This window comes from Kribbella sp. NPDC051718, assembly GCF_040681515.1.
Lineage (GTDB): Bacteria > Actinomycetota > Actinomycetes > Propionibacteriales > Kribbellaceae > Kribbella.
In genome coordinates, this window is the sequence record NZ_JBFAYZ010000013.1 from 16,556 (window position 1) to 34,417 (window position 17,862).

The following is a 17,862-nucleotide window of genomic DNA, read 5'->3' on the forward strand; positions in this document are numbered from 1 at the left end:
CGGAGAGCCGGTCCCCCCTCCTGTGGAGAACTCCCTCACCAGCAAGCCGTTTCACGTGGAACACCAGCTGCGCCTGCGGTCCGGTTTCACGTGGAACGCTAGCTATCCATGGCTGTTTCACGTGAAACGCCGGTGCTACAACGAACGGCTCGCCAGCAGTGCCGGCGAGCCGTTGGTTCGGTTCGGGTCAGGAGGCGTTGTTGCGCATCGCGATCTCTCGCGATGCCTCCAGGTAGGACAGTGCACCGGCCGAGGCCGGGTCGTACGCGAGCACCGTCTGGCCATGGCTCGGCGCTTCCGAGATCCGGACCGAGCGCGGCACCGCGGTGCGCAGTACCGAGTCCTGGAAGTGATTGCGCACCTCGGTCGCCACCTCGCCGGCCAGCTTGGTGCGGGCGTCGTACATGGTGAGCAGAATTGTCGACACATCGAGAGTTGGATTCAGGTGCGACTTCACCATGTCGATGTGGCGGAGCAACTGGGACAGACCCTCGAGCGCGTAGTACTCGCTCTGGATCGGGACCAGTACCTCGCGGGCCGCGGTCAGCGCGTTCACGGTCAGCAGGCCGAGGGACGGCGGGCAGTCGATGAAGACGTAGTCGTACCTCTCGCCCGCGGCCTCGGTCTCGGCCAGGTGCTGGTCGAGCGCCTTCTTCAGCCGGCTCTCCCGAGCGACGATGCTGACGAGTTCGATCTCGGCGCCGGCCAGGTCGATCGTGGCCGGGACAACCACGATGCCGGGGTGCTCGGCGCAGGGTGCGAGCAGCTTGCTCAGCGGCTCCCCCTCGATGACGGCCTCGTAGACACCAGGGGTGCCTTCCGAGTGCTCGATGCCGAGCGCCGTCGAGGCGTTGCCCTGGGGGTCGAGGTCGATCACCAGGATGCGCGCGCCGTACAGCGCGAGGCCGGCGGCGACGTTGACGGTTGTTGTGGTCTTGCCGACGCCACCCTTTTGGTTGGCGACCACGAAGACCCGGGTCTCTGCGGGCAGCGGGAACTCGCGGCCCATCGTGCGTCCTTCATTCACCAGCAGGGTCCGTTCGGTGGCGGCGGCGATCGGAGTTTCGAGAAGTCGTCGCTGAAGCTCGTCCGAGGTGGCCCGCGCGGCGATCTGTGCGGCAGTCATAGCGCCCATTCCGATAGGTGCGGTACTTGGCCCGAAGAGGATGTCGGTGGGGGTCGGAGCGGCTCTGCCCCCAGGTTTATCCACAGCCCTCTGTGGATGAGTTCCCGCGTGAGGAGGCGTTTCCAGGGGGTAGTCATCCACAGGCCGGGGCGATTCGGGGAACTCTTCCTCAGTCCCCTCGGCGGCGGTCGTTTCGGGCGAAACGGCCTTTGGAGTTTCACGTGAAACGGCTTCTGATGGCGTCGCCTCCGGCTCGTCACCGAGCCCGATCGAAGCGGCCGCCTGAAGCGCTGACTGCCCTTCCGGGGTTCCGTCAAAGTCTCGCTCGGCCGACCCGTCCAACTCAACCCGTCCAGCAGAATCGAGGGTCGATTCCGGTCGCGTCGGCGGAGTAAACACCGGAGCCGCCGGCAACCCACGCGCCGGCGCCGCGGTATCAGGCGACGCATCCGCAGGTGCGGCGTCCGCAGGTGCGGCATTGGTGGGCGCAGCGTCGAGGGGCGCAGCATCCGCAGCAGGTACGGAGTCGGTGGATGCGGCGTTGCTGGCTGCGGCGTAGCTGGCTGCGGCGTAGCCAGCCTCGGCCTCTGGCAGAGCGGCGTCGCCAGGTGCAGCTGAGGGCGCAGCGGAGAGCTGGGTGGCTTGCTCGTCCGAATGGACGGCTGCCGCGTCGGCTCGCGCCGTCTGTGGCTCGGCTGCGGGTGCCGGGGCTTGCGCGTCGGTCATGGGGGCGCTGGCAGCGACAGTCGGGAGTGAGTCGGGCGCAGGGGCCTCGGGCGCGGACAGGTCAGACGTGGGAGCTTCGGACCTGGACTCGTCCGACGTCGAGTCGTCGGACGTCGAATCGTCGGACTTCAGGTCGCTGGACGTCAGGTCGCTGGACCGGAGGTCGCTGGACCGCGGGCCATTGGAGCTGGAGTCGTTGGACCGGGAGTCGTCGGGCCCGAGGGCGGGGTCGAGTTGGGGGGTGGTGGGGTGGTCGGCGGGCCAGCCGATTCCTTGGGAGTGCCGGGGTTCACCGGTGCTCTTCTCAGGCCATCCGAGGGCACGACTCACGAACCCGATCACCTCCCGCGTCTCCTGTGCTGCGAACCCCGCGCAGCACGTCCGGCCACAATACTCACGACTGTCGTCGGCTGGGCCAGTTCATCGACACCGAGTTGGTGGACGTGCCATTCTTCGGCGCCCAGAGCCTCGAGTTCGGCTTCGGAAGCGGCTAGTTCCTCCTCTGCGGAGGCGCCCTTCATTGCCAGCATCAAGCCGCCCTCGGCAGTCAGCGGCAGGCACCAACCGGCCAGCTTGCCGAGCGGAGCAACCGCGCGCGATGCCACCACGTCGTACGGCGCCTGGCCGCGGGCGGCGCCCTCCGCACCGGAGCGAGTGCCGGGAATCAGGTCCTCGGCACGAGCACGGACCACGACCGCGTTGGTGCAGCCGAGGAGATCCACCGCTTCTTCCAAGAACGTGGTGCGCCGGAGCAGCGGCTCGACGAGCGACACCTGGAGGTCAGGACGAACGAGGGCGAGCACGATCCCCGGCAGGCCGGCCCCGGTGCCGATGTCGGCGACCGTGGACTCCTCCGGGATCAAGCGCTCCAGCACCGCACAGTTCAGCAGATGCCGATCCCACAGCTTCGGCACCTCGCGCGGACCGATCAGTCCGCGCAGTGTTCCTTCGGTCGCCAGCAGCTCGGCGTACGCCGCAAGCCGCTCCGCCGCTCGTGGGTACAGCTTCTCCACGAGCGGCGGTGTTTCACGTGAAACGTCGTCCGTCACGAGCAGAACACGGCGATCACGCGGGCTGGACGACGACCCGGCGACGCGGCTCCTCGCCCTCGGACTCGCTGGTCAGGCCGGCGGCGGCCACGACGTCGTGAACGACCTTGCGCTCGAACGGCGTCATCGGGGCGAGCTTGACCGCCTCGCCCGAGGCCTTCACCTCGTCGACGGCCTTCCGCCCGACCTCTTCCAGTTCGGTCTTCCGGTTGGCCCGGTAGTTCGACACGTCCAGCATCAGCCGCGACCGCTCACCGGTCTCCCGGTAGACGGCCAGCCGGGTCAGCTCCTGGAGCGCCTCGAGCACCTTGCCGTTCTCGCCGACCAGGTTGCTCAGGTCGGCGCCGACGATCGAGACCGCCGCGCGGTCGCCGTCGATGTCCATATCAATGTCGCCATCGAGATCGGCGATGTCCAGCAGCTCTTCCAGGTAGTCGGCCGCGATGTCGCTCTCGGCCTCCAGTGCCTTCAGCCGGTCACTCGCCTGGTCTGCCGGCGCGGACTTCTCCGCCGCCTCGGTGTTCTGCATGCCGTCGCTCACGGCCACTCCTTCACGTTTCGAGATCCGCCCCACGGGGATCCAGGTCGTACACAGCAGAGAGAAAAACGGGGTGCCGGGTCAGCCGGCCGTTCGGACGACGAGCGTCAGGAACGGCCGCCGGAGCCACCACCGGGCTTCTTCTGCGCGGCCTTCTTCTGGGCGGCCTGACGTGCGGCGCGGGACTTCGCGGCCGGCTGTCGCTTCGCTCCCGAGGTCTGTCCGGACGTCTGCTTCGCCGCGGCCTTCTTCACCGGCTGCTGCCCGTTGCTCGACGCCTTCGGGGTGTCCTGCACCTTGGGCGTGTCCTGCACCGCGGACTCACCGGCCGCCGGGGCGACGGTCTTCCGGGTGCTGCGGGACTGACGCTTCGGCTGCTGCCGGTTCGCCGGGCGACGGTCGGTCGCGACCGAGCCATCCTCAGCGGCGCCGCCCAGGCCCTCATCGGCCGGCCGGCCTGCGCGCAGGTTGTGCTCGCGCTTACGGGCCTCCATCGCGTCGAAGGCCGGCGTGCCCGGAGCGGGGTTGCGGCGGATCACGTAGAACTGCTGGCCCATCGTCCACAGGTTCGAGACGAACCAGTAGATGAGCACACCGATCGGGAAGTTGAAGCCACCGATCAGGAAGAAGACCGGGAAGACGTACAGCATGATCTTCTGCATCTGCGCCGCCTGGCCCTCGAGGGCCTCCTTCGGCATGTTCTTGCGCATCAGCTGCAGCTGGGTGGTGAACATCGTCGCGGTCATCAGGATGATCAGCACGATGGCGACCACCTTGACGTTGCCGGCGCCCTCGCCGTTCGCCTTCAGGAAGGTCTGCGAGATCTCCGCGCCGAAGATCTTCGCGTGCTGCAGCGAGTTGACGTGATCCTTCATGATCTCGCTGTGCCACTTGCCCTTCGACGCGTAGTCGAGGACCCGGAACAGCGCCAGGAAGATCGGCGACTGCAGCAGCAGCGGCAGACACGAGGAGAACGGGTTGGTCCCGGTCTCCTTGTACAGCTTCATCATTTCCTGACCGAGCTTCTCCCGGTCGTGGCCGTACTTCTTCTGCAGCTCCTTCATCTTCGGCTGCAGCAGCTGCATGTTCCGGCTGGAGCGGATCTGCCGCACGAACAGCGGGATCAGCAGCGTCCGGATGACGATGGTCAGGCCGGCGATGGACAGCGCCCAGGCCCAGCCACTGTTCGGATCGAACACCTGTGACAGCAGCCAGTGCCATCCCACCAGCAGCGCCGACACCGCCCAGTACAGCGGCGTCATCACGGCGTTGAAAATGTCTACGATCCCGTCCCACAACGCGAGTTCGGGGATGGCCAGAAGAGTCACTCAAGCACCTCGCTGCACAGGCCCACCGTCGGTAGACGGCTCGGGCTGGTTGGCGGAGACTGCATCTCCGCGCTGGTCGACATCTGTGGGTGGAACGGGGTCGTAGCCGCCGGGGTTCCACGGGTGGCAGCGGGCGAGTCTCCTCGCCGCCAGCCAGCTACCGCGCACCGCGCCGTGGCGTTCGACCGCTTCCAGGGCGTAAGCAGAACAACTGGGGTAGAACCGGCACACCTGCCCGTACATCGGGCTGACGAACTTCCGGTACAACTTCAGAAAACCGATGATCCCGTACTTGACGGGCGCGATCTTCATCGCAGGACCCGGGACAGCGCGGCCTGTACGTCGGCCGTCAGCTCCTCGAACGACGAAGAGCCCGACGGCGGCAGCGCCCGGACAACGGTCAGGCTGCCGGCCGGCAGGCCGGGGAGCTGCGCCGCCATCACAGCGCGCAGACGGCGGTGGACGCGGTTCCGCAGAACCGCATTGCCCACCGCCTTGTTCACCACGAATCCGACACGAGCAGGCTCGGCCGCCGGATCGGTCGCCGGCAACAGATGGACCACCACGGCACGCCGACCGGCGCGGCGTCCGGTTCGGACGGCGCGACGGAAGTCGTCGGACCGGCGTAACCGGTTCGACGCGGGTAACACGAGGTGGTCACCGTCGCCAGCTCAACGGCGTCAGGCCGCGAGGCGCTGGCGACCCTTCGCACGACGCGTTGCGAGGATGGCGCGACCCGCACGGGTGCGCATCCGAAGACGGAAGCCGTGCTTCTTGTGCCGACGCCGGTTGTTCGGCTGGAACGTCCGCTTGCTCACTGGAATGACTCCGGTTACTCGAGATCACATTTGTCGACAAATCCACTGATAGATCTGTCCCTGGTGCAGGTCCTGGCCCACCGCTCGAGAACCTTCAAGAGAAGGACGGTCCCGTAGGGAGCGCAGCACGAAACGGCCGGTTCAATACCGACTGATCCACGGTACGTGGCGGCCTGTGGACAGGTCAAACCAGCCGTCCCCATACTTTTCCACAGGCCTGTGGATGGAACCGCCTGTCAGAGGTCGGTCACTGGCAGGTCACCACCGCTACCGACGGCGACAGTCCGGCTCGACAGCGAACACGATTACGCTCCGACGTCTACCCGACACGCCGCAGGTTGCCCCCAATTTACGCCCCATAGCCTGTGGATGACGGCTTGAAGCGGCATAGCCGGACTTGTTAGCGTCAGCCCCTCACACCAGAGGTCCCACACCCCGAGACCGGTAACCAACTGGCTCCACGCTTCGTTCACAACTGTGGACAACGATGTGGACAATGAGGAAAACCGGCTGAGGAGAAAGCAACTGCTACGTGCGGCCGACCGGCGGCACGGGTGGGGTGCCGGGTCGAATGGTCGCGTTGCACCGGGGACCAGCCCGGGAGCGCCGGCCACCGCAGCGAAGGATTCGGGGAGCAACGCGTGGTCGAGGACCAGTCCGCCAGTGCGGAAAGCAAGGCGGAAGTGAATGATCTGGACGTTGCCTGGACCAGGGTCCTCGCCGGACTGCCACCGAACCAGCGCGCCTGGCTGACGAATTCCCGGCCGGTGACGCTGCACGAGAGCACCGCGATCGTCGCGGTTCCGGACGATTTCACCCGGGGTCAGCTGGAGACGAGGCTGCGACCCGACCTGGAGCGCATCCTCACCGAGAGCTTCGGCCGCGACATCCGGATCGCCGTCACGGTCGACCCGTCGCTCGATCCCGAGCTTCGCGAGCCGGCGCCGGCTCCGCAGCCCGTAGTACGGGAGCAGGCGCCGGTTTATCAGTCGCCGATCAACCAGCCGCCGAACCGACCGCTGACCCAGCCGTTCGGTCAGCGGGTCGAGCAGCCGTACGAGCAGCCGCAGCACCAACCGATGCAGCAGCCGGTACCACCGGCGCAGCACCCGATGCATCAACCGCAGCATCAGCAGGCTGAGCAGCTAGCTCCTGCGCCGGCGCTGCAGAAGCCGACGCATCTTCAACAGCAGCCCGAGCCGATCCAGCAGATCCAGCCGCCGCCCCCGCCGCTTTCGGTGGCGCCGCCGCCGAACGGCTCGGCACAGTTCCAGCCGCCCACCGACTCGCAAGGTGAGGCGCGGCTCAACCCGAAGTACACGTTCGAGACCTTCGTGATCGGTAGCTCGAACCGGTTCGCCCACGCGGCAGCTGTCGCCGTCGCCGAGGCGCCGGGCAAGGCGTACAACCCGCAGCTCATTTACGGGGACTCTGGGCTAGGAAAAACGCACCTTCTGCACGCGATCGGGCACTACGTCCGCAGTCTCTACACCGGCGCGCGGGTCAGGTACGTCTCCAGCGAAGAGTTCACCAACGACTTCATCAACGCGATCCGCGACGACAAGGCGGCCCAGTTCCAGCGCCGCTACCGCGACGTCGACGTGCTGCTGATCGACGACATCCAGTTCCTGGAAGGCAAGATCCAGACCCAGGAAGAGTTCTTCCACACGTTCAACACCCTGCACAACGCGAACAAGCAGATCGTGATCAGCTCCGACCGGGCGCCGAAACGGCTCGAGGCGCTGGAGGACCGGCTGCGGAACCGGTTCGAGTGGGGTCTGATCACCGACATCCAGCCGCCCGACCTGGAGACCCGGATCGCGATCCTGCGCAAGAAGGCCGCCACCGAGCGGCTGACCGCGCCGCCCGAGGTGCTCGAGTTCATCGCGAGCAAGGTGCAGACCAACATCCGTGAGCTCGAGGGCGCGCTGATCCGGGTGACCGCGTTCGCCAGCCTCAACCGGCAGCCGGTCGATCTGTCCCTGGCCGAGATCGTGCTGAAGGACCTGATCCCCGAAGGCAGCAAGCCCGAGGTGACGGCCAGCATGATCATGGGCCAGACCGCCTCGTACTTCGGATTGTCGATCGACGACCTCTGCGGTTCGAGCCGCAGCCGGGTACTCGTGACGGCCAGGCAGATCGCGATGTACCTGTGCCGCGAACTGACCGACCTCTCGCTGCCGAAGATCGGTCAGCAGTTCGGTGGCCGCGACCACACGACCGTCATGCACGCCGAGCGGAAGATCCGCCAGCTGATGTCGGAACGGCGCAGTGTCTTCAACCAGGTGACCGAGTTGACCAACCGGATCAAGCATCAGGCCAAGCAGCAATGAGGTGCCGTGTGACCGGGTCGAAAAGCGTGTACGCCGAGCGCTACGACGCGGTCACACGAACCACACAGGCTGGGGACAGTCCTGTGGATAACTGTGGGTATCTCGGTGGACACAGCGGTCTCACCTGTGGATTGGGTGTGTGCAGAGAATCCGTCGTACCCAGGCATCCAGAGAACACCCCCAATCCGTCCACAGCCCACCCACAGGGCAAAACCGGGTCTGACCTGCGAACTCGCCCCTTTTCCACAAGATCCACAGGTGCGAAGAACACTATGGAATCCCTAATGAGGCTCCAGACAGAAAAAGTTTCTGGCCGGCCTTCCTGGGGAAAACTCGGATTTCGCACCTGCCAGAGCGCCTCCCGGACCGGCCTGTCAGGCTGTCCCCACGAGCACCTGGATGCTCTTGACGCGACCCGCCCGAACCGCCACGTCAAGCCCGGTTGGCGCACATCACATCTGTCCGTGGCAGGATCTGCCTGGCACACAGCCGAAACAGGAGGCACCCAGCGGTGAAGTTTCGCGTCGAGCGCGACGTACTGGCCGAGTCGGTGGCCTGGGCCGCGCGCAGTTTGCCCAGTCGTCCGAGCGTTCCGATCCTTGCCGGACTGTTGGTCGAGGCCGAGGAAGGCCAGATCACTCTGTCCGGCTTCGACTACGAGACCTCCGTCCGCGTGACCGTTCCGGCTCAGGTGGCCGATACCGGCAAGTGCCTGATCTCCGGCCGGCTGGTCGCCGACATCTCGAAAAGTCTCCCGAACCAGCCCGTGGACATCTCGGTGGACGGCGCGAAGGCGCAAGTCACCTGTGGCACGTCGCGGTTCACGCTCCAAACGCTTCCCACAGAGGAATATCCGGCTTTGCCAGATCTTCCGGCGGCCTCCGGTACCGTCCGCAGCGACGTTTTCGCTCAGGCGGTCGCGCAGGTTGTCACCGCGGCCGGTCGTGAGGACACCTTGCCGGTGCTCACCGGCGTACGGGTCGAGATCGAGGGGTCGACGATCTCGTTGCTGGCCACCGACCGGTACCGGTTGGCGATCCGCGAGCTCGAATGGAACCCGCAGAGCCCAGATGCCTCTGCTGCAGCCCTTATCCCGGCCCGCGTGCTTTCGGAAACCGCGAAGGCGATGACCGGAACCGACATCATCGTCTCCCTGGCAGCCCCGGGCAGCGGCGAAGGCATCGTCGGATTCGAGGGCGAGGTCTCCGGCGGCAACCGGCGCGCGACCACCCGGTTGCTCGACGGCGAGTTCCCGAAGGTCCGCGGCATCATCCCGACCGACGCGGCGATCGCGACCCGGGTCCGGATCGACACCGCGACCCTGGTCGAGGCGGTCAAGCGAGTCGCGCTGGTGGCTGAGCGCAACGCGCCGGTCCGGCTGACATTCTCCGACGACACCGTGACCCTGGACGCCGGCAGCGGCGACGAAGCTCAGGCGTCGGAGTCGATCGAGGCCCGCGTGGTTGGCGAGCCGGTTACCGTGGGATTCAACCCGACGTACCTGCTCGACGGTCTGAACGCGATCGGCACCCCGGTCGCGCACCTGGCCTTCACGCAGGCGACGAAGCCGGCCGAACTGACCGGCGTGAAGGATTTCGACGGCGACCCGATCAGCGAGTTCCGGTACGTGCTGATGCCGGTTCGCCTGAACAGCTGATCAGCGAAACGCCAACAGAACAAGGGGATTCACGATGGAGCTCGGCCTTGTCGGTCTCGGCAAGATGGGCGGCAACATGCGCGAGCGGATTCGCGGCGCAGGCCTGACCGTCGTCGGTTTCGATCACAACCAAGCCATCTCCGATGCGACAGACCTGGCCGACATGGTCGGCAAGCTGACCGCGACCGACCAGCCGAAGGTGGTCTGGGTGATGGTGCCGGTCCAGGCCATCGACCCGGTACTGACCGAGCTGGCCGAACTGCTCTCCGAAGGCGACATCGTGATCGACGGCGGCAACAGCCGCTGGACCGATGACATCCGGCGCGCCGAACTGCTGTCCCACAAGGGCATCAAGTTCGTCGACTGCGGGGTGTCCGGTGGCGTCTGGGGTCTGGAGAACGGCTACGCGCTGATGTGCGGTGGCGACACCGACACCGTCACCACGCTGATGCCGATCTTCACCGCCCTGAAGCCCGAAGGCGAGTTCGGTTTCGTGCACGCCGGCAAGGTCGGCGCCGGCCACTTCGCCAAGATGGTCCACAACGGCATCGAGTACGCGATCATGCAGGCGTACGCCGAGGGCTTCGAGCTGCTCGAGGCCGCGGAGATCGTCGAGAACGTGCCCGAGGCGTTCGACTCCTGGCGCGAGGGCACGGTGATCCGGTCCTGGCTGCTCGACCTGATGGTCAATGCGCTCAAGGAAGACACCCACCTGGACAAGATCCGCGGCTACGCGGACGACTCGGGCGAGGGTCGCTGGACCGTCGAGGCCGCGATCGACCACGCCGTACCGGTGCCGGCGATCGCCGCGTCGCTGTTCGCGCGGTTCGCGTCCCGCCAGGACGACTCCCCCGCGATGAAGGCGATCGCCGCGATGCGCAACCAGTTCGGTGGCCACGCGGTCAAGGGCGCGGCGGCCGACCCGTCGTACGCCACCCCGCCGATCCAGCACTGAGCACCGAGTCCGGGTCGCCGCTACATCCGGCGGCCCGGACTCTGTACGATCGGCGACTCGGGGCCACCGCCCTCAGGATCCGCCCAGCAGAGGAATTCAGGTGTTTGTCACCGCGCTCGGACTGATTGACTTCCGGTCGTACCAGCAGGCGGAGGTCCAGCTCGAAGCCGGCGTGACCGCCTTCGTCGGCCCGAACGGCCAGGGCAAGACCAACCTGGTGGAGGCGATCCACTACACCGCGACCCTCGGTTCCCACCGGGTCGCCAGCGACGCGCCGCTGGTCCGGGCCGGCGCTCCGCGCGCGATCGTGCGGACCGAGATCCGCTCCGACCACGAACGCGACCTGGTCGTCGAGCTGGAAATCAATCCTGGGAGGGCAAACCGGGCCCGGATCAACCGGTCGCCGGTGCCCCGGCCGCGCGAAGTGCTCGGATTGCTCCGTACGGTGCTTTTTGCGCCCGAGGACCTCGCGCTGGTGAAGGGCGATCCATCCGAGCGGCGCCATTTCCTGGACGAGCTGCTCACCCTGCGGTCACCCCGATTCGCCGGCGTCCGGCAGGACTACGACCGGATCCTCAAGCAGCGGAACTCGTTGCTGAAGAGCGCCGCGGTGGCCAGACGCCAGAATCGTTCTGGTGGAGCAATCGAGGGCCAACTGCGCACTCTCGATGTCTGGGATTCGCACCTGATCACCACCGGATCCGAGCTCCTGGCGGCGCGGCTAGACCTGCTGGAATCCCTTCGCCCGTTGGTTTCTGGCTCGTACGACGCTGTTGCCCGGGGCAAGGGTGATGCCCGGCTGGAGTACAAGTCGTCGGTACCGTTGGAGCCCGGTGTGGCCAGTCGGGAGCAACTCGCCGAGGTGTTGCAGAACGCAGTACGGGACCGGCGGAACGACGAGCTCGAACGTGGTGTTTCGCTGGTCGGACCGCATCGTGACGACGTGGTGCTGGGGCTCGGGGACTTGCCTGCGAAGGGGTATGCGAGTCACGGTGAGTCCTGGTCGTTCGCGCTCGCGTTGCGGCTGGCGTCGTACGAGTTGCTGAGGTCGGACGGGGGTGAGCCGGTGCTGATTCTGGACGACGTGTTCGCCGAGCTCGACACCAGCCGGCGCGACCGGCTGGCCGAACTCGTCGCGCCCGCTGAACAGGTCCTCGTCACCGCGGCCGTCGGTGCCGACGTACCGGCGGAGCTGAGCGGTGCCCGGTTCGAGGTCGGCGGGGGCTCGGTCAGTCGTGTCTGAAGGCCCGAATTCCTCTGAGAGCGGCTTCGAGAGCGAGCCGGTCGAGGAGGTCGAGCACGACAAACGAGGCCTCGAGCTGGCGAAGGCGCTGGCCGGCCGGCTCAAAGGGGCGGGCCCGATCCAGCCTGTCAAGAAGACCCGCCGTCGTCGCCCGACCGGCAACCAGGTCAGCGGCTCCCGGCCCGACGACCGCGATCCGCAGTCGCTCACCAACACCCTCGGCCGGCTGATGCGCGACCAGGGCTGGGAGGTCGACGTCGCGGTGCACGGCGTGATGGCCCGCTGGCCGTCCATCGTCGGCCCGGAGATGGCCTCGCACTGCCAGCCGGAGAGCTACACGGACACCGAGCTCACCGTTCGTACCGACTCCACTGCCTGGGCTACACAGGTACGCCTGCTCGCCCCCGATCTCGTCCGCCGCCTCAACGCCGAACTGGGCGATGGCACCGTCACCCGGGTCAAGGTCGAAGGCCCCAACGCCCCCAGCTGGCGCAAGGGTCCGCGCACTGTCCGTGGCGGCCGCGGACCGCGCGATACCTATGGCTGATCGGCTGCTGTAGAGACCCACCCGATCACCTAGGATCAGGCGCGATGCGCGCGATCGTTGACGGTTTTCGAGAGCTGATCCACCTGGTCGGAGATACCTTCCGGTTGTGGTGGCGCAACCTGTTGCCGCTGACGACCTGGTTCCTCGCCGGGTACGTCGGCTTCCGCACCTCGATCCAGGGCGCGCTCTGGCTGGACGAGCATCAGCATTCGAGTCTCGCGGTCGGGCTGTTCTCGACCGGTGTGCTGATCCAGATCGCCGCCACGGTCGGCATGATCCGGACCTGCGCGACCTCGCTCTACCGTTGGCGCGACGCGGCCAGCGACAAGGCCGAGGAGACCTCGGACCCAACCCAGCAAGGGCTGATGGAGCTGCTCGCCATCACTCTGTTGCCCTTGGTCGCGGTCTGGTCCGCCTGGGGATTCCTGGACGACCAGCTCAAGACGCTGTCGGTCACCAGCATCGTCCAGCGCGGCCTCGGCGGCGGGGCGAACTTCTTCGATGTGTACAACGGCGCCTGGCGCTCCTTCCTGCCGGCTCTGGTGATCCTGCTCGTACTCCGCCGCGTGCTCGAGGCGGTCGACAACCGCTGGCCGAGCCGGCCGGTCAAGTTCGCGCAGGTCTGGGCCGAGGCGTTCTTCGTCCTGCTCACCGTCGTGGTGACGCCGCACGCGGTCGGCGACTTCAAGGACTGGGTCAAGGACCGGGACTTCTGGTACATCGCCACCGGCTGGTGGGACGGGCTGAAGGACTTCTTCGCCGGGATCCACATCCCGATCCCGGCCGGCATCGAGTTCCTCTGGGGCTTCTTCTGGGACAGCCTCTGGCCGCTGTTCACCTCCGGCGTCGCCGAGCCGTTGACCTGGCTCGCGATCACCACCGTCGTCTTCGGGCACCGCGTGCTGACCAGCAGCGGGGTGTTCCGCGGAACCCGGATCGAGCGTCGCTTCGGCGGCCAGCTGGCCGCGGCGGAAGAGGCGCCGCAGCCCAGTCGCCTGGTCGCTCTCACCAATCAGGCGCCGAACTTGCTACTCGGTGGACTGCGGGAGAAGTTCTACCCGGCGCTGACGGCATTCCGGCTGCTGGTCCGGGTCGGACCGGTCTTCCTCGGGGTGGTCTGCATGGTCTACACCGTGTGGCTGCTCGCCGACGACTGGGCGTTCGCAGCCGTCGTACGGATGCTCGGTGTGCACGGTCTCGAGTGGGGCGAGATGAACAACGAGATCGCCCAGGTGGTCACCGACGTCGTCTTCCAGACACTGCGAATCGCCTTGCTGGCGGCGGCTTTCGACCTTTGTATCTCGGTCGGCGCCGAGCGTCGCGGTGAAGCGGCGGCCGCGAAAGAAGAACCGGCGAACGCCTGAGGAACGACGGATCAGCGGGTCAGCAGCACCCGGCGGTAGTCGGACTGGTTCTCGATCTGGATCCCGCTCAGATGCGGCACCGCCGACTTCGGTACGACGTAGACCTGAGCGAGCTGACCTGTCTTGTTCCGCACGAACGGGTGGTCGTCGTCGCTGCATCTGGTCGGCAGTGCGAAGTCGAAGGCGTCCTGGCTCGGCCACAGGTTGCCCCGGTCGTCGCGCAGTTTCGCGGTGCAGAAGAACCCACCGGCGCCCAGCTTCACGCCGTCCAGCGGCGTGATCGCAATCGTGGCGAGGATGATCACCGAGCCGGCCGGCTGGTCGAGCGAGATGGTCTTCTTCTCGGTGTCGACCAGCTGGGTGTACTCCTCCAGCGACTCCAGCTTCCACTGCACCTGCTCGATCGTCACCGGACCCTGCTGGACCACCTCGGTCACGGCACCGTTCTTGTAGATCGTCTCGGTGTCGCCGAGATACGGCCGCAGCAGCATGAACGCGCTGGTCGCGGCCAGGGCGACCAGCAGCGAGATCTGGACGGTCAGCCGGACCGTGCGCTGGGACAGCTTCATGAGGCGACTCGCGTGACGCTCTTGGGGATCAGGTACTCCGCCGCTGCGGCGTCGATCAGCCGCTGAGCGACCTGTTGGTCCGGGATGCCGAGATCGATCGCGACGTCCTGAGCCAGAACGGTGATCACCTGGGACGTCCTGATCTGCAAGGTCAGCTCGGTGACGTCGGCCGGGTTCACCTCGAAGACGATCGCGCCGACCACACCGAAACCGGGTTCGGCAAAGTCGAGCGCGGTGCCGTAGGTCCCGGAGATCGGCCGGTAGACGGTGCCCTTGTCCGTCGTCAGTCTGAGGTCCGTACTCGGCGTCGGCGCGGTCCCCCGCACGGTGTCGTACTCGACCGCCAGGAAGATCCCGCTCGACTCGATCGCCTTGCTGCTGTCATCGGGCAGGTAGGCGCGCGCGAACTTCAGCCGGTCGACCGTCACGGACGATTCACCGAATGGGATCGCCTGACCGATGGTGCCGTTCTTGACCACCCGGCTGCTGTCGTCGAACACGTGCTCCGGATCCGCCAGCCGGGTCAGCCCGCCGAGCAGCACGAACAGGATGCCGACGAGCACGGTCGCCGGCCGATACAGCTTCATCCGTCGGTCTCCGTCGTGATCTTCGTCGGTACCCGGACCACAGCCTGCGCTGTGGCACCACCCCAGAACTTGGCGTCGGACAGACCGAGCACCTCGTCGCCACCCGCGTACTCCTCGGCCAGCACGCCGATCTCGACCTCGTCGGTGCTGTACCTGGGTGAGACCTCGAACGTCGCGATGCAGTTCTCGGCCGGCAGTCCGTAGACCAGCACATAGCCGATCACGCCCTTGCAGCTCCCGTTCTTGGGCTTGATCGGATCCTTGCCCGGCAGAACCCAGCGCAACAGGTCGCCCTCCTGGAACGAGGCGCTGACGTGCGTCTCCTCGTCGATGTTCTTCAGTTGCAGCTCGACCTCGAGCCGGGCCTTGGCCGGCTCGTACTCCGTCTTCGGCGTCCTGATGATGGTGGCGTTGGTGATCCCGATCTCGAACCGGCCGGCCTTCAACGTGGTGGGTGCCTCGAGGGTGTCGACGCTGCGGCCCTGGTGTTCCTTCCAGCCGCCGGTGAAGAAGATGACGACGGCGAGGACCAGCACCAGACCGACGGCGATCAGCCATTTCCGGCGGTGCCGGTGGATCACCCGGTCGGCGATCATGGCGTCGATGACGTCGTCGAGACTTTCCACGGCAGCGATCTTAGGGGGCATCGGGGGCGGTGGTCGCTCAGTCAGCAGGTCTCGGTTCCCAGACAGTCAGGGGCGATCCGGTCAGAAGCCACTGAGCGCCGTGAGCGCTTTCGGAGCCCCCTCCCCGCGTGGGGGGACATGGCGAGGAGTCCGAAAAGACGCCCTGTCCACAGTTTTAGCCGTCCGGTGGCAGGTTCTGCTTCGGTCGACGGGTAAGATGGAGCTGTTGAGAAAGCCACCCCACTGATGAACACAGTAGGGGCGGCTTCTACTGTGCATCGATGCCCCGCGCACGCGGGGTCCGAGGAGGACAACAGCCGGTGACCGACGAGCCGACCGAGATCGACGAAACAACGTCCGCCGACAGCACCGGTATCGAAGAAGCACCACTGACCGCGATCACCCGAAGTGCGGTAGAGCGCGAATACGACGCCAGTGCCATCCAGGTCCTCGAAGGCCTCGATGCGGTCCGCAAGCGCCCCGGCATGTACATCGGGTCCACCGGTGAGCGCGGTCTGCACCACCTAGTTTACGAGGTGGTGGACAACGCGGTCGACGAGGCGCTGGCCGGCTTCTGCGACAAGATCGTCATCACCCTGCTGCCCGACGGTGGCGTCCGCGTGGTCGACAACGGCCGTGGCATCCCGGTCGACATCGTCGAGTCCGAGGGCAAGCCGGCCGTCACGGTCGTACTGACCGTCCTGCACGCCGGCGGCAAGTTCGGCGGCGGTGGGTACAAGGTCTCCGGTGGTCTGCACGGTGTCGGTGTCTCGGTCGTGAACGCGTTGTCTTCCAGGCTCCGGGTGGACGTGCACAAGAACGACAAGGTCTACATGCAGTCCTTCACGATCGGCGTGCCGGACGAGGACCTGAAAGAGATCGGCACCACGGACACCACCGGCACGACGATCACCTTCTGGCCGAGCCCGGACGTCTTCGAGACGACGGTCTACTCGTACGAGACGCTGGCCACCCGCTTCCGTGAGTACGCCTTCCTGAACAAGGGCCTCGAGCTCGTCATCCGCGACGAGCGCCCGGACCACACCGAGGACGGCAACCCGACCGAGCAGTCCTTCAAGTACGACGACGGCCTGGTCGACTACGTGAAGTACCTGACCGGGATCCGCGAGACCGTGCACCGCGAGGTGATCGCGTTCGAGGCGGCCACCGGCGAGGACTCGCTCAGCCTCGAGGTCGCGATGCAGTGGAGCGGCTCCTTCCAGGAGTCCGTGCACACCTTCGCGAACGCGATCAACACGCACGAGGGCGGCACCCACGAAGAAGGCTTCCGCGCGGCGCTCACCTCACTGGTCAACTCGTTCGGCGAGGACCAGGGCATGATCAAGAAGAAGGAGGACAGGCTCACCGGTGACGACATCCGGGAGGGCCTGACCGCGATCATCTCGGTCAAGCTGGCGGAGCCGCAGTTCGAGGGCCAGACCAAGACCAAGCTCGGCAACACCGAGGTCAAGGGTTTCGTCCAGCGGGTCGTGAACGACCGGCTGGGCGCGTGGTTCGAGCAGAACCCGCAGGAGGGCAAGGAGATCATCCGCAAGGCCACCGCGGCCGCGAGTGCCCGGATCGCCGCCCGCAAGGCGCGCGACCTGGCCCGCAACCGCAAGGGCCTGCTGGGTGGCGGCGGGCTGCCGGGCAAGCTGTCCGACTGCCAGTCGACCAACCCGGAGGAGTGCGAGGTCTACATCGTCGAGGGTGACTCGGCCGGTGGCTCCGCGAAGGGTGGCCGCGATCCGAAGTACCAGGCGATCCTGCCGATCCGGGGCAAGATCCTGAACGTCGAGAAGGCGCGGATCGACCGGGTCCTGCAGAACAACGAGGTGCTCGCGATCATCTCGGCGCTCGGCACCGGGATCCACGAGGACTTCGACGAGGAGAAGCTCCGGTACCACAAGATCGTGATCATGGCCGACGCCGACGTCGACGGCCAGCACATCCGGACGCTGCTGCTCACCCTGCTGTTCCGGTTCATGCGGCCGCTGATCGAGCGCGGTCACGTGTACGCCGCGCAGCCGCCGCTGTACAAGATCCGCTGGAGCGGTCAGCCGCACGAGCTGGCCTACACCGAGCGGGAGAAGGACGGCCTGCTGGAGGCCGGTGTCGAGGCCGGCAAGAAACTGCCGAAGGACAACGCGATCCAGCGCTACAAGGGTCTGGGCGAGATGAACGCGCAGGAGCTGTGGGAGACCACGATGGACCCGGCCAACCGGGTGCTGCTGCAGATCACCCTGGACGACGCCGCCCGCGCCGACGAGACGTTCGCGACGCTGATGGGCGACGACATCGAGGCCCGCCGCAACTTCATCCAGCGCAACGCCAAGGACGTCCGGTTCCTTGACATCTGAGGGCTGCCCGGGCCGTGCCCGGGCACTCCTCGCGCA

16 protein-coding genes and 1 pseudogene are annotated in these 17,862 nt (G+C 66.7%); 7 read left to right on the plus strand and 10 right to left on the minus strand.

All coding sequences use genetic code 11. The features are described from left to right. Positions 1–187 precede the first annotated feature (187 nt). From AB0M15_RS36045 to rpmH, 7 genes are all read right to left on the minus strand, one after another. Positions 188–1,126 carry an AAA family ATPase gene (locus AB0M15_RS36045; RefSeq protein WP_343967958.1) on the minus strand — a complete coding sequence of 313 codons (939 nt, stop codon included), beginning with the start codon at positions 1,124–1,126 and terminating at the stop codon, positions 188–190. 1,064 nt (positions 1,127–2,190) lie between these two features. After that, a complete protein-coding gene (gene rsmG / locus AB0M15_RS36050) occupies positions 2,191–2,865 on the minus strand; it encodes a 16S rRNA (guanine(527)-N(7))-methyltransferase RsmG (protein WP_363829211.1) in 675 nt (224 codons plus the stop codon). Between the two features lie 52 nt (positions 2,866–2,917). Next, complete coding sequence (locus tag AB0M15_RS36055; protein ID WP_363829909.1) at positions 2,918–3,430, minus strand: R3H domain-containing nucleic acid-binding protein; 513 nt, start codon at positions 3,428–3,430, stop codon at positions 2,918–2,920. A gap of 116 nt (positions 3,431–3,546) precedes the next feature. After that, complete coding sequence (yidC, locus tag AB0M15_RS36060; RefSeq protein ID WP_363829218.1) at positions 3,547–4,767, minus strand: membrane protein insertase YidC; 1,221 nt, start codon at positions 4,765–4,767, stop codon at positions 3,547–3,549. Then, positions 4,768–5,079 (minus strand): membrane protein insertion efficiency factor YidD, encoded by a 312-nt coding sequence (gene yidD, locus AB0M15_RS36065; protein ID WP_328331490.1) that lies wholly within the window; start codon positions 5,077–5,079, stop codon positions 4,768–4,770. It abuts the gene before it with no gap. Next, complete coding sequence (gene rnpA / locus AB0M15_RS36070; protein WP_363829229.1) at positions 5,076–5,417, minus strand: ribonuclease P protein component; 342 nt, start codon at positions 5,415–5,417, stop codon at positions 5,076–5,078. The genes yidD and rnpA overlap by 4 nt, the downstream gene beginning before the upstream one ends. Positions 5,418–5,447: 30 nt before the next feature. Continuing rightward, the gene (rpmH, locus tag AB0M15_RS36075; protein ID WP_083933330.1) at positions 5,448–5,585 is read right to left on the minus strand and encodes a 50S ribosomal protein L34; all 138 of its coding nucleotides are present in this window, start codon (positions 5,583–5,585) and stop codon (positions 5,448–5,450) included. Positions 5,586–6,283: 698 nt separating this feature from the next. Here rpmH and dnaA point away from each other — a divergent pair. The 6 genes and pseudogenes from dnaA to AB0M15_RS36105 all read left to right on the plus strand — a co-directional run. Then, positions 6,284–7,918, plus strand: a pseudogene (dnaA, locus tag AB0M15_RS36080) (chromosomal replication initiator protein DnaA); the annotation flags it as partial. Between the two features lie 511 nt (positions 7,919–8,429). Then, positions 8,430–9,575 carry a DNA polymerase III subunit beta gene (gene dnaN, locus AB0M15_RS36085; RefSeq protein ID WP_328331498.1) on the plus strand — a complete coding sequence of 382 codons (1,146 nt, stop codon included), beginning with the start codon at positions 8,430–8,432 and terminating at the stop codon, positions 9,573–9,575. A gap of 34 nt (positions 9,576–9,609) precedes the next feature. Continuing rightward, on the plus strand, positions 9,610–10,530 hold the full coding sequence (gnd, locus tag AB0M15_RS36090; protein WP_363829235.1) for a phosphogluconate dehydrogenase (NAD(+)-dependent, decarboxylating): 921 nt from the start codon (positions 9,610–9,612) through the stop codon (positions 10,528–10,530). Positions 10,531–10,630: 100 nt separating this feature from the next. Beyond that, a complete protein-coding gene (gene recF, locus AB0M15_RS36095; protein ID WP_363829240.1) occupies positions 10,631–11,773 on the plus strand; it encodes a DNA replication/repair protein RecF in 1,143 nt (380 codons plus the stop codon). Continuing rightward, positions 11,766–12,320: a DciA family protein gene (locus AB0M15_RS36100; RefSeq protein ID WP_363829244.1), complete on the plus strand. Its 555-nt coding sequence runs from the start codon at positions 11,766–11,768 to the stop codon at positions 12,318–12,320. Before recF ends, AB0M15_RS36100 begins: the two co-directional genes overlap by 8 nt. 44 nt (positions 12,321–12,364) lie before the next feature. After that, positions 12,365–13,684 (plus strand): hypothetical protein, encoded by a 1,320-nt coding sequence (locus AB0M15_RS36105; protein WP_363829247.1) that lies wholly within the window; start codon positions 12,365–12,367, stop codon positions 13,682–13,684. A gap of 11 nt (positions 13,685–13,695) precedes the next feature. Here AB0M15_RS36105 and AB0M15_RS36110 read toward each other — a convergent pair whose 3' ends face one another. The 3 genes from AB0M15_RS36110 to AB0M15_RS36120 are packed head-to-tail and all read right to left on the minus strand — an operon-like array spanning position 13,696 to position 15,466. Next, positions 13,696–14,253: a hypothetical protein gene (locus AB0M15_RS36110; RefSeq protein ID WP_363829250.1), complete on the minus strand. Its 558-nt coding sequence runs from the start codon at positions 14,251–14,253 to the stop codon at positions 13,696–13,698. Then, positions 14,250–14,840 (minus strand): hypothetical protein, encoded by a 591-nt coding sequence (locus tag AB0M15_RS36115; protein ID WP_363829253.1) that lies wholly within the window; start codon positions 14,838–14,840, stop codon positions 14,250–14,252. Before AB0M15_RS36115 ends, AB0M15_RS36110 begins: the two co-directional genes overlap by 4 nt. Then, a complete protein-coding gene (locus AB0M15_RS36120) occupies positions 14,837–15,466 on the minus strand; it encodes a hypothetical protein (RefSeq protein WP_363829256.1) in 630 nt (209 codons plus the stop codon). The genes AB0M15_RS36115 and AB0M15_RS36120 overlap by 4 nt, the downstream gene beginning before the upstream one ends. Before the next feature lie 320 nt (positions 15,467–15,786). Between AB0M15_RS36120 and gyrB the strand changes: the two genes are divergently transcribed. Beyond that, the gene (gene gyrB, locus AB0M15_RS36125) at positions 15,787–17,826 is read left to right on the plus strand and encodes a DNA topoisomerase (ATP-hydrolyzing) subunit B (protein ID WP_363829259.1); all 2,040 of its coding nucleotides are present in this window, start codon (positions 15,787–15,789) and stop codon (positions 17,824–17,826) included. Positions 17,827–17,862: the final 36 nt, after the last annotated feature.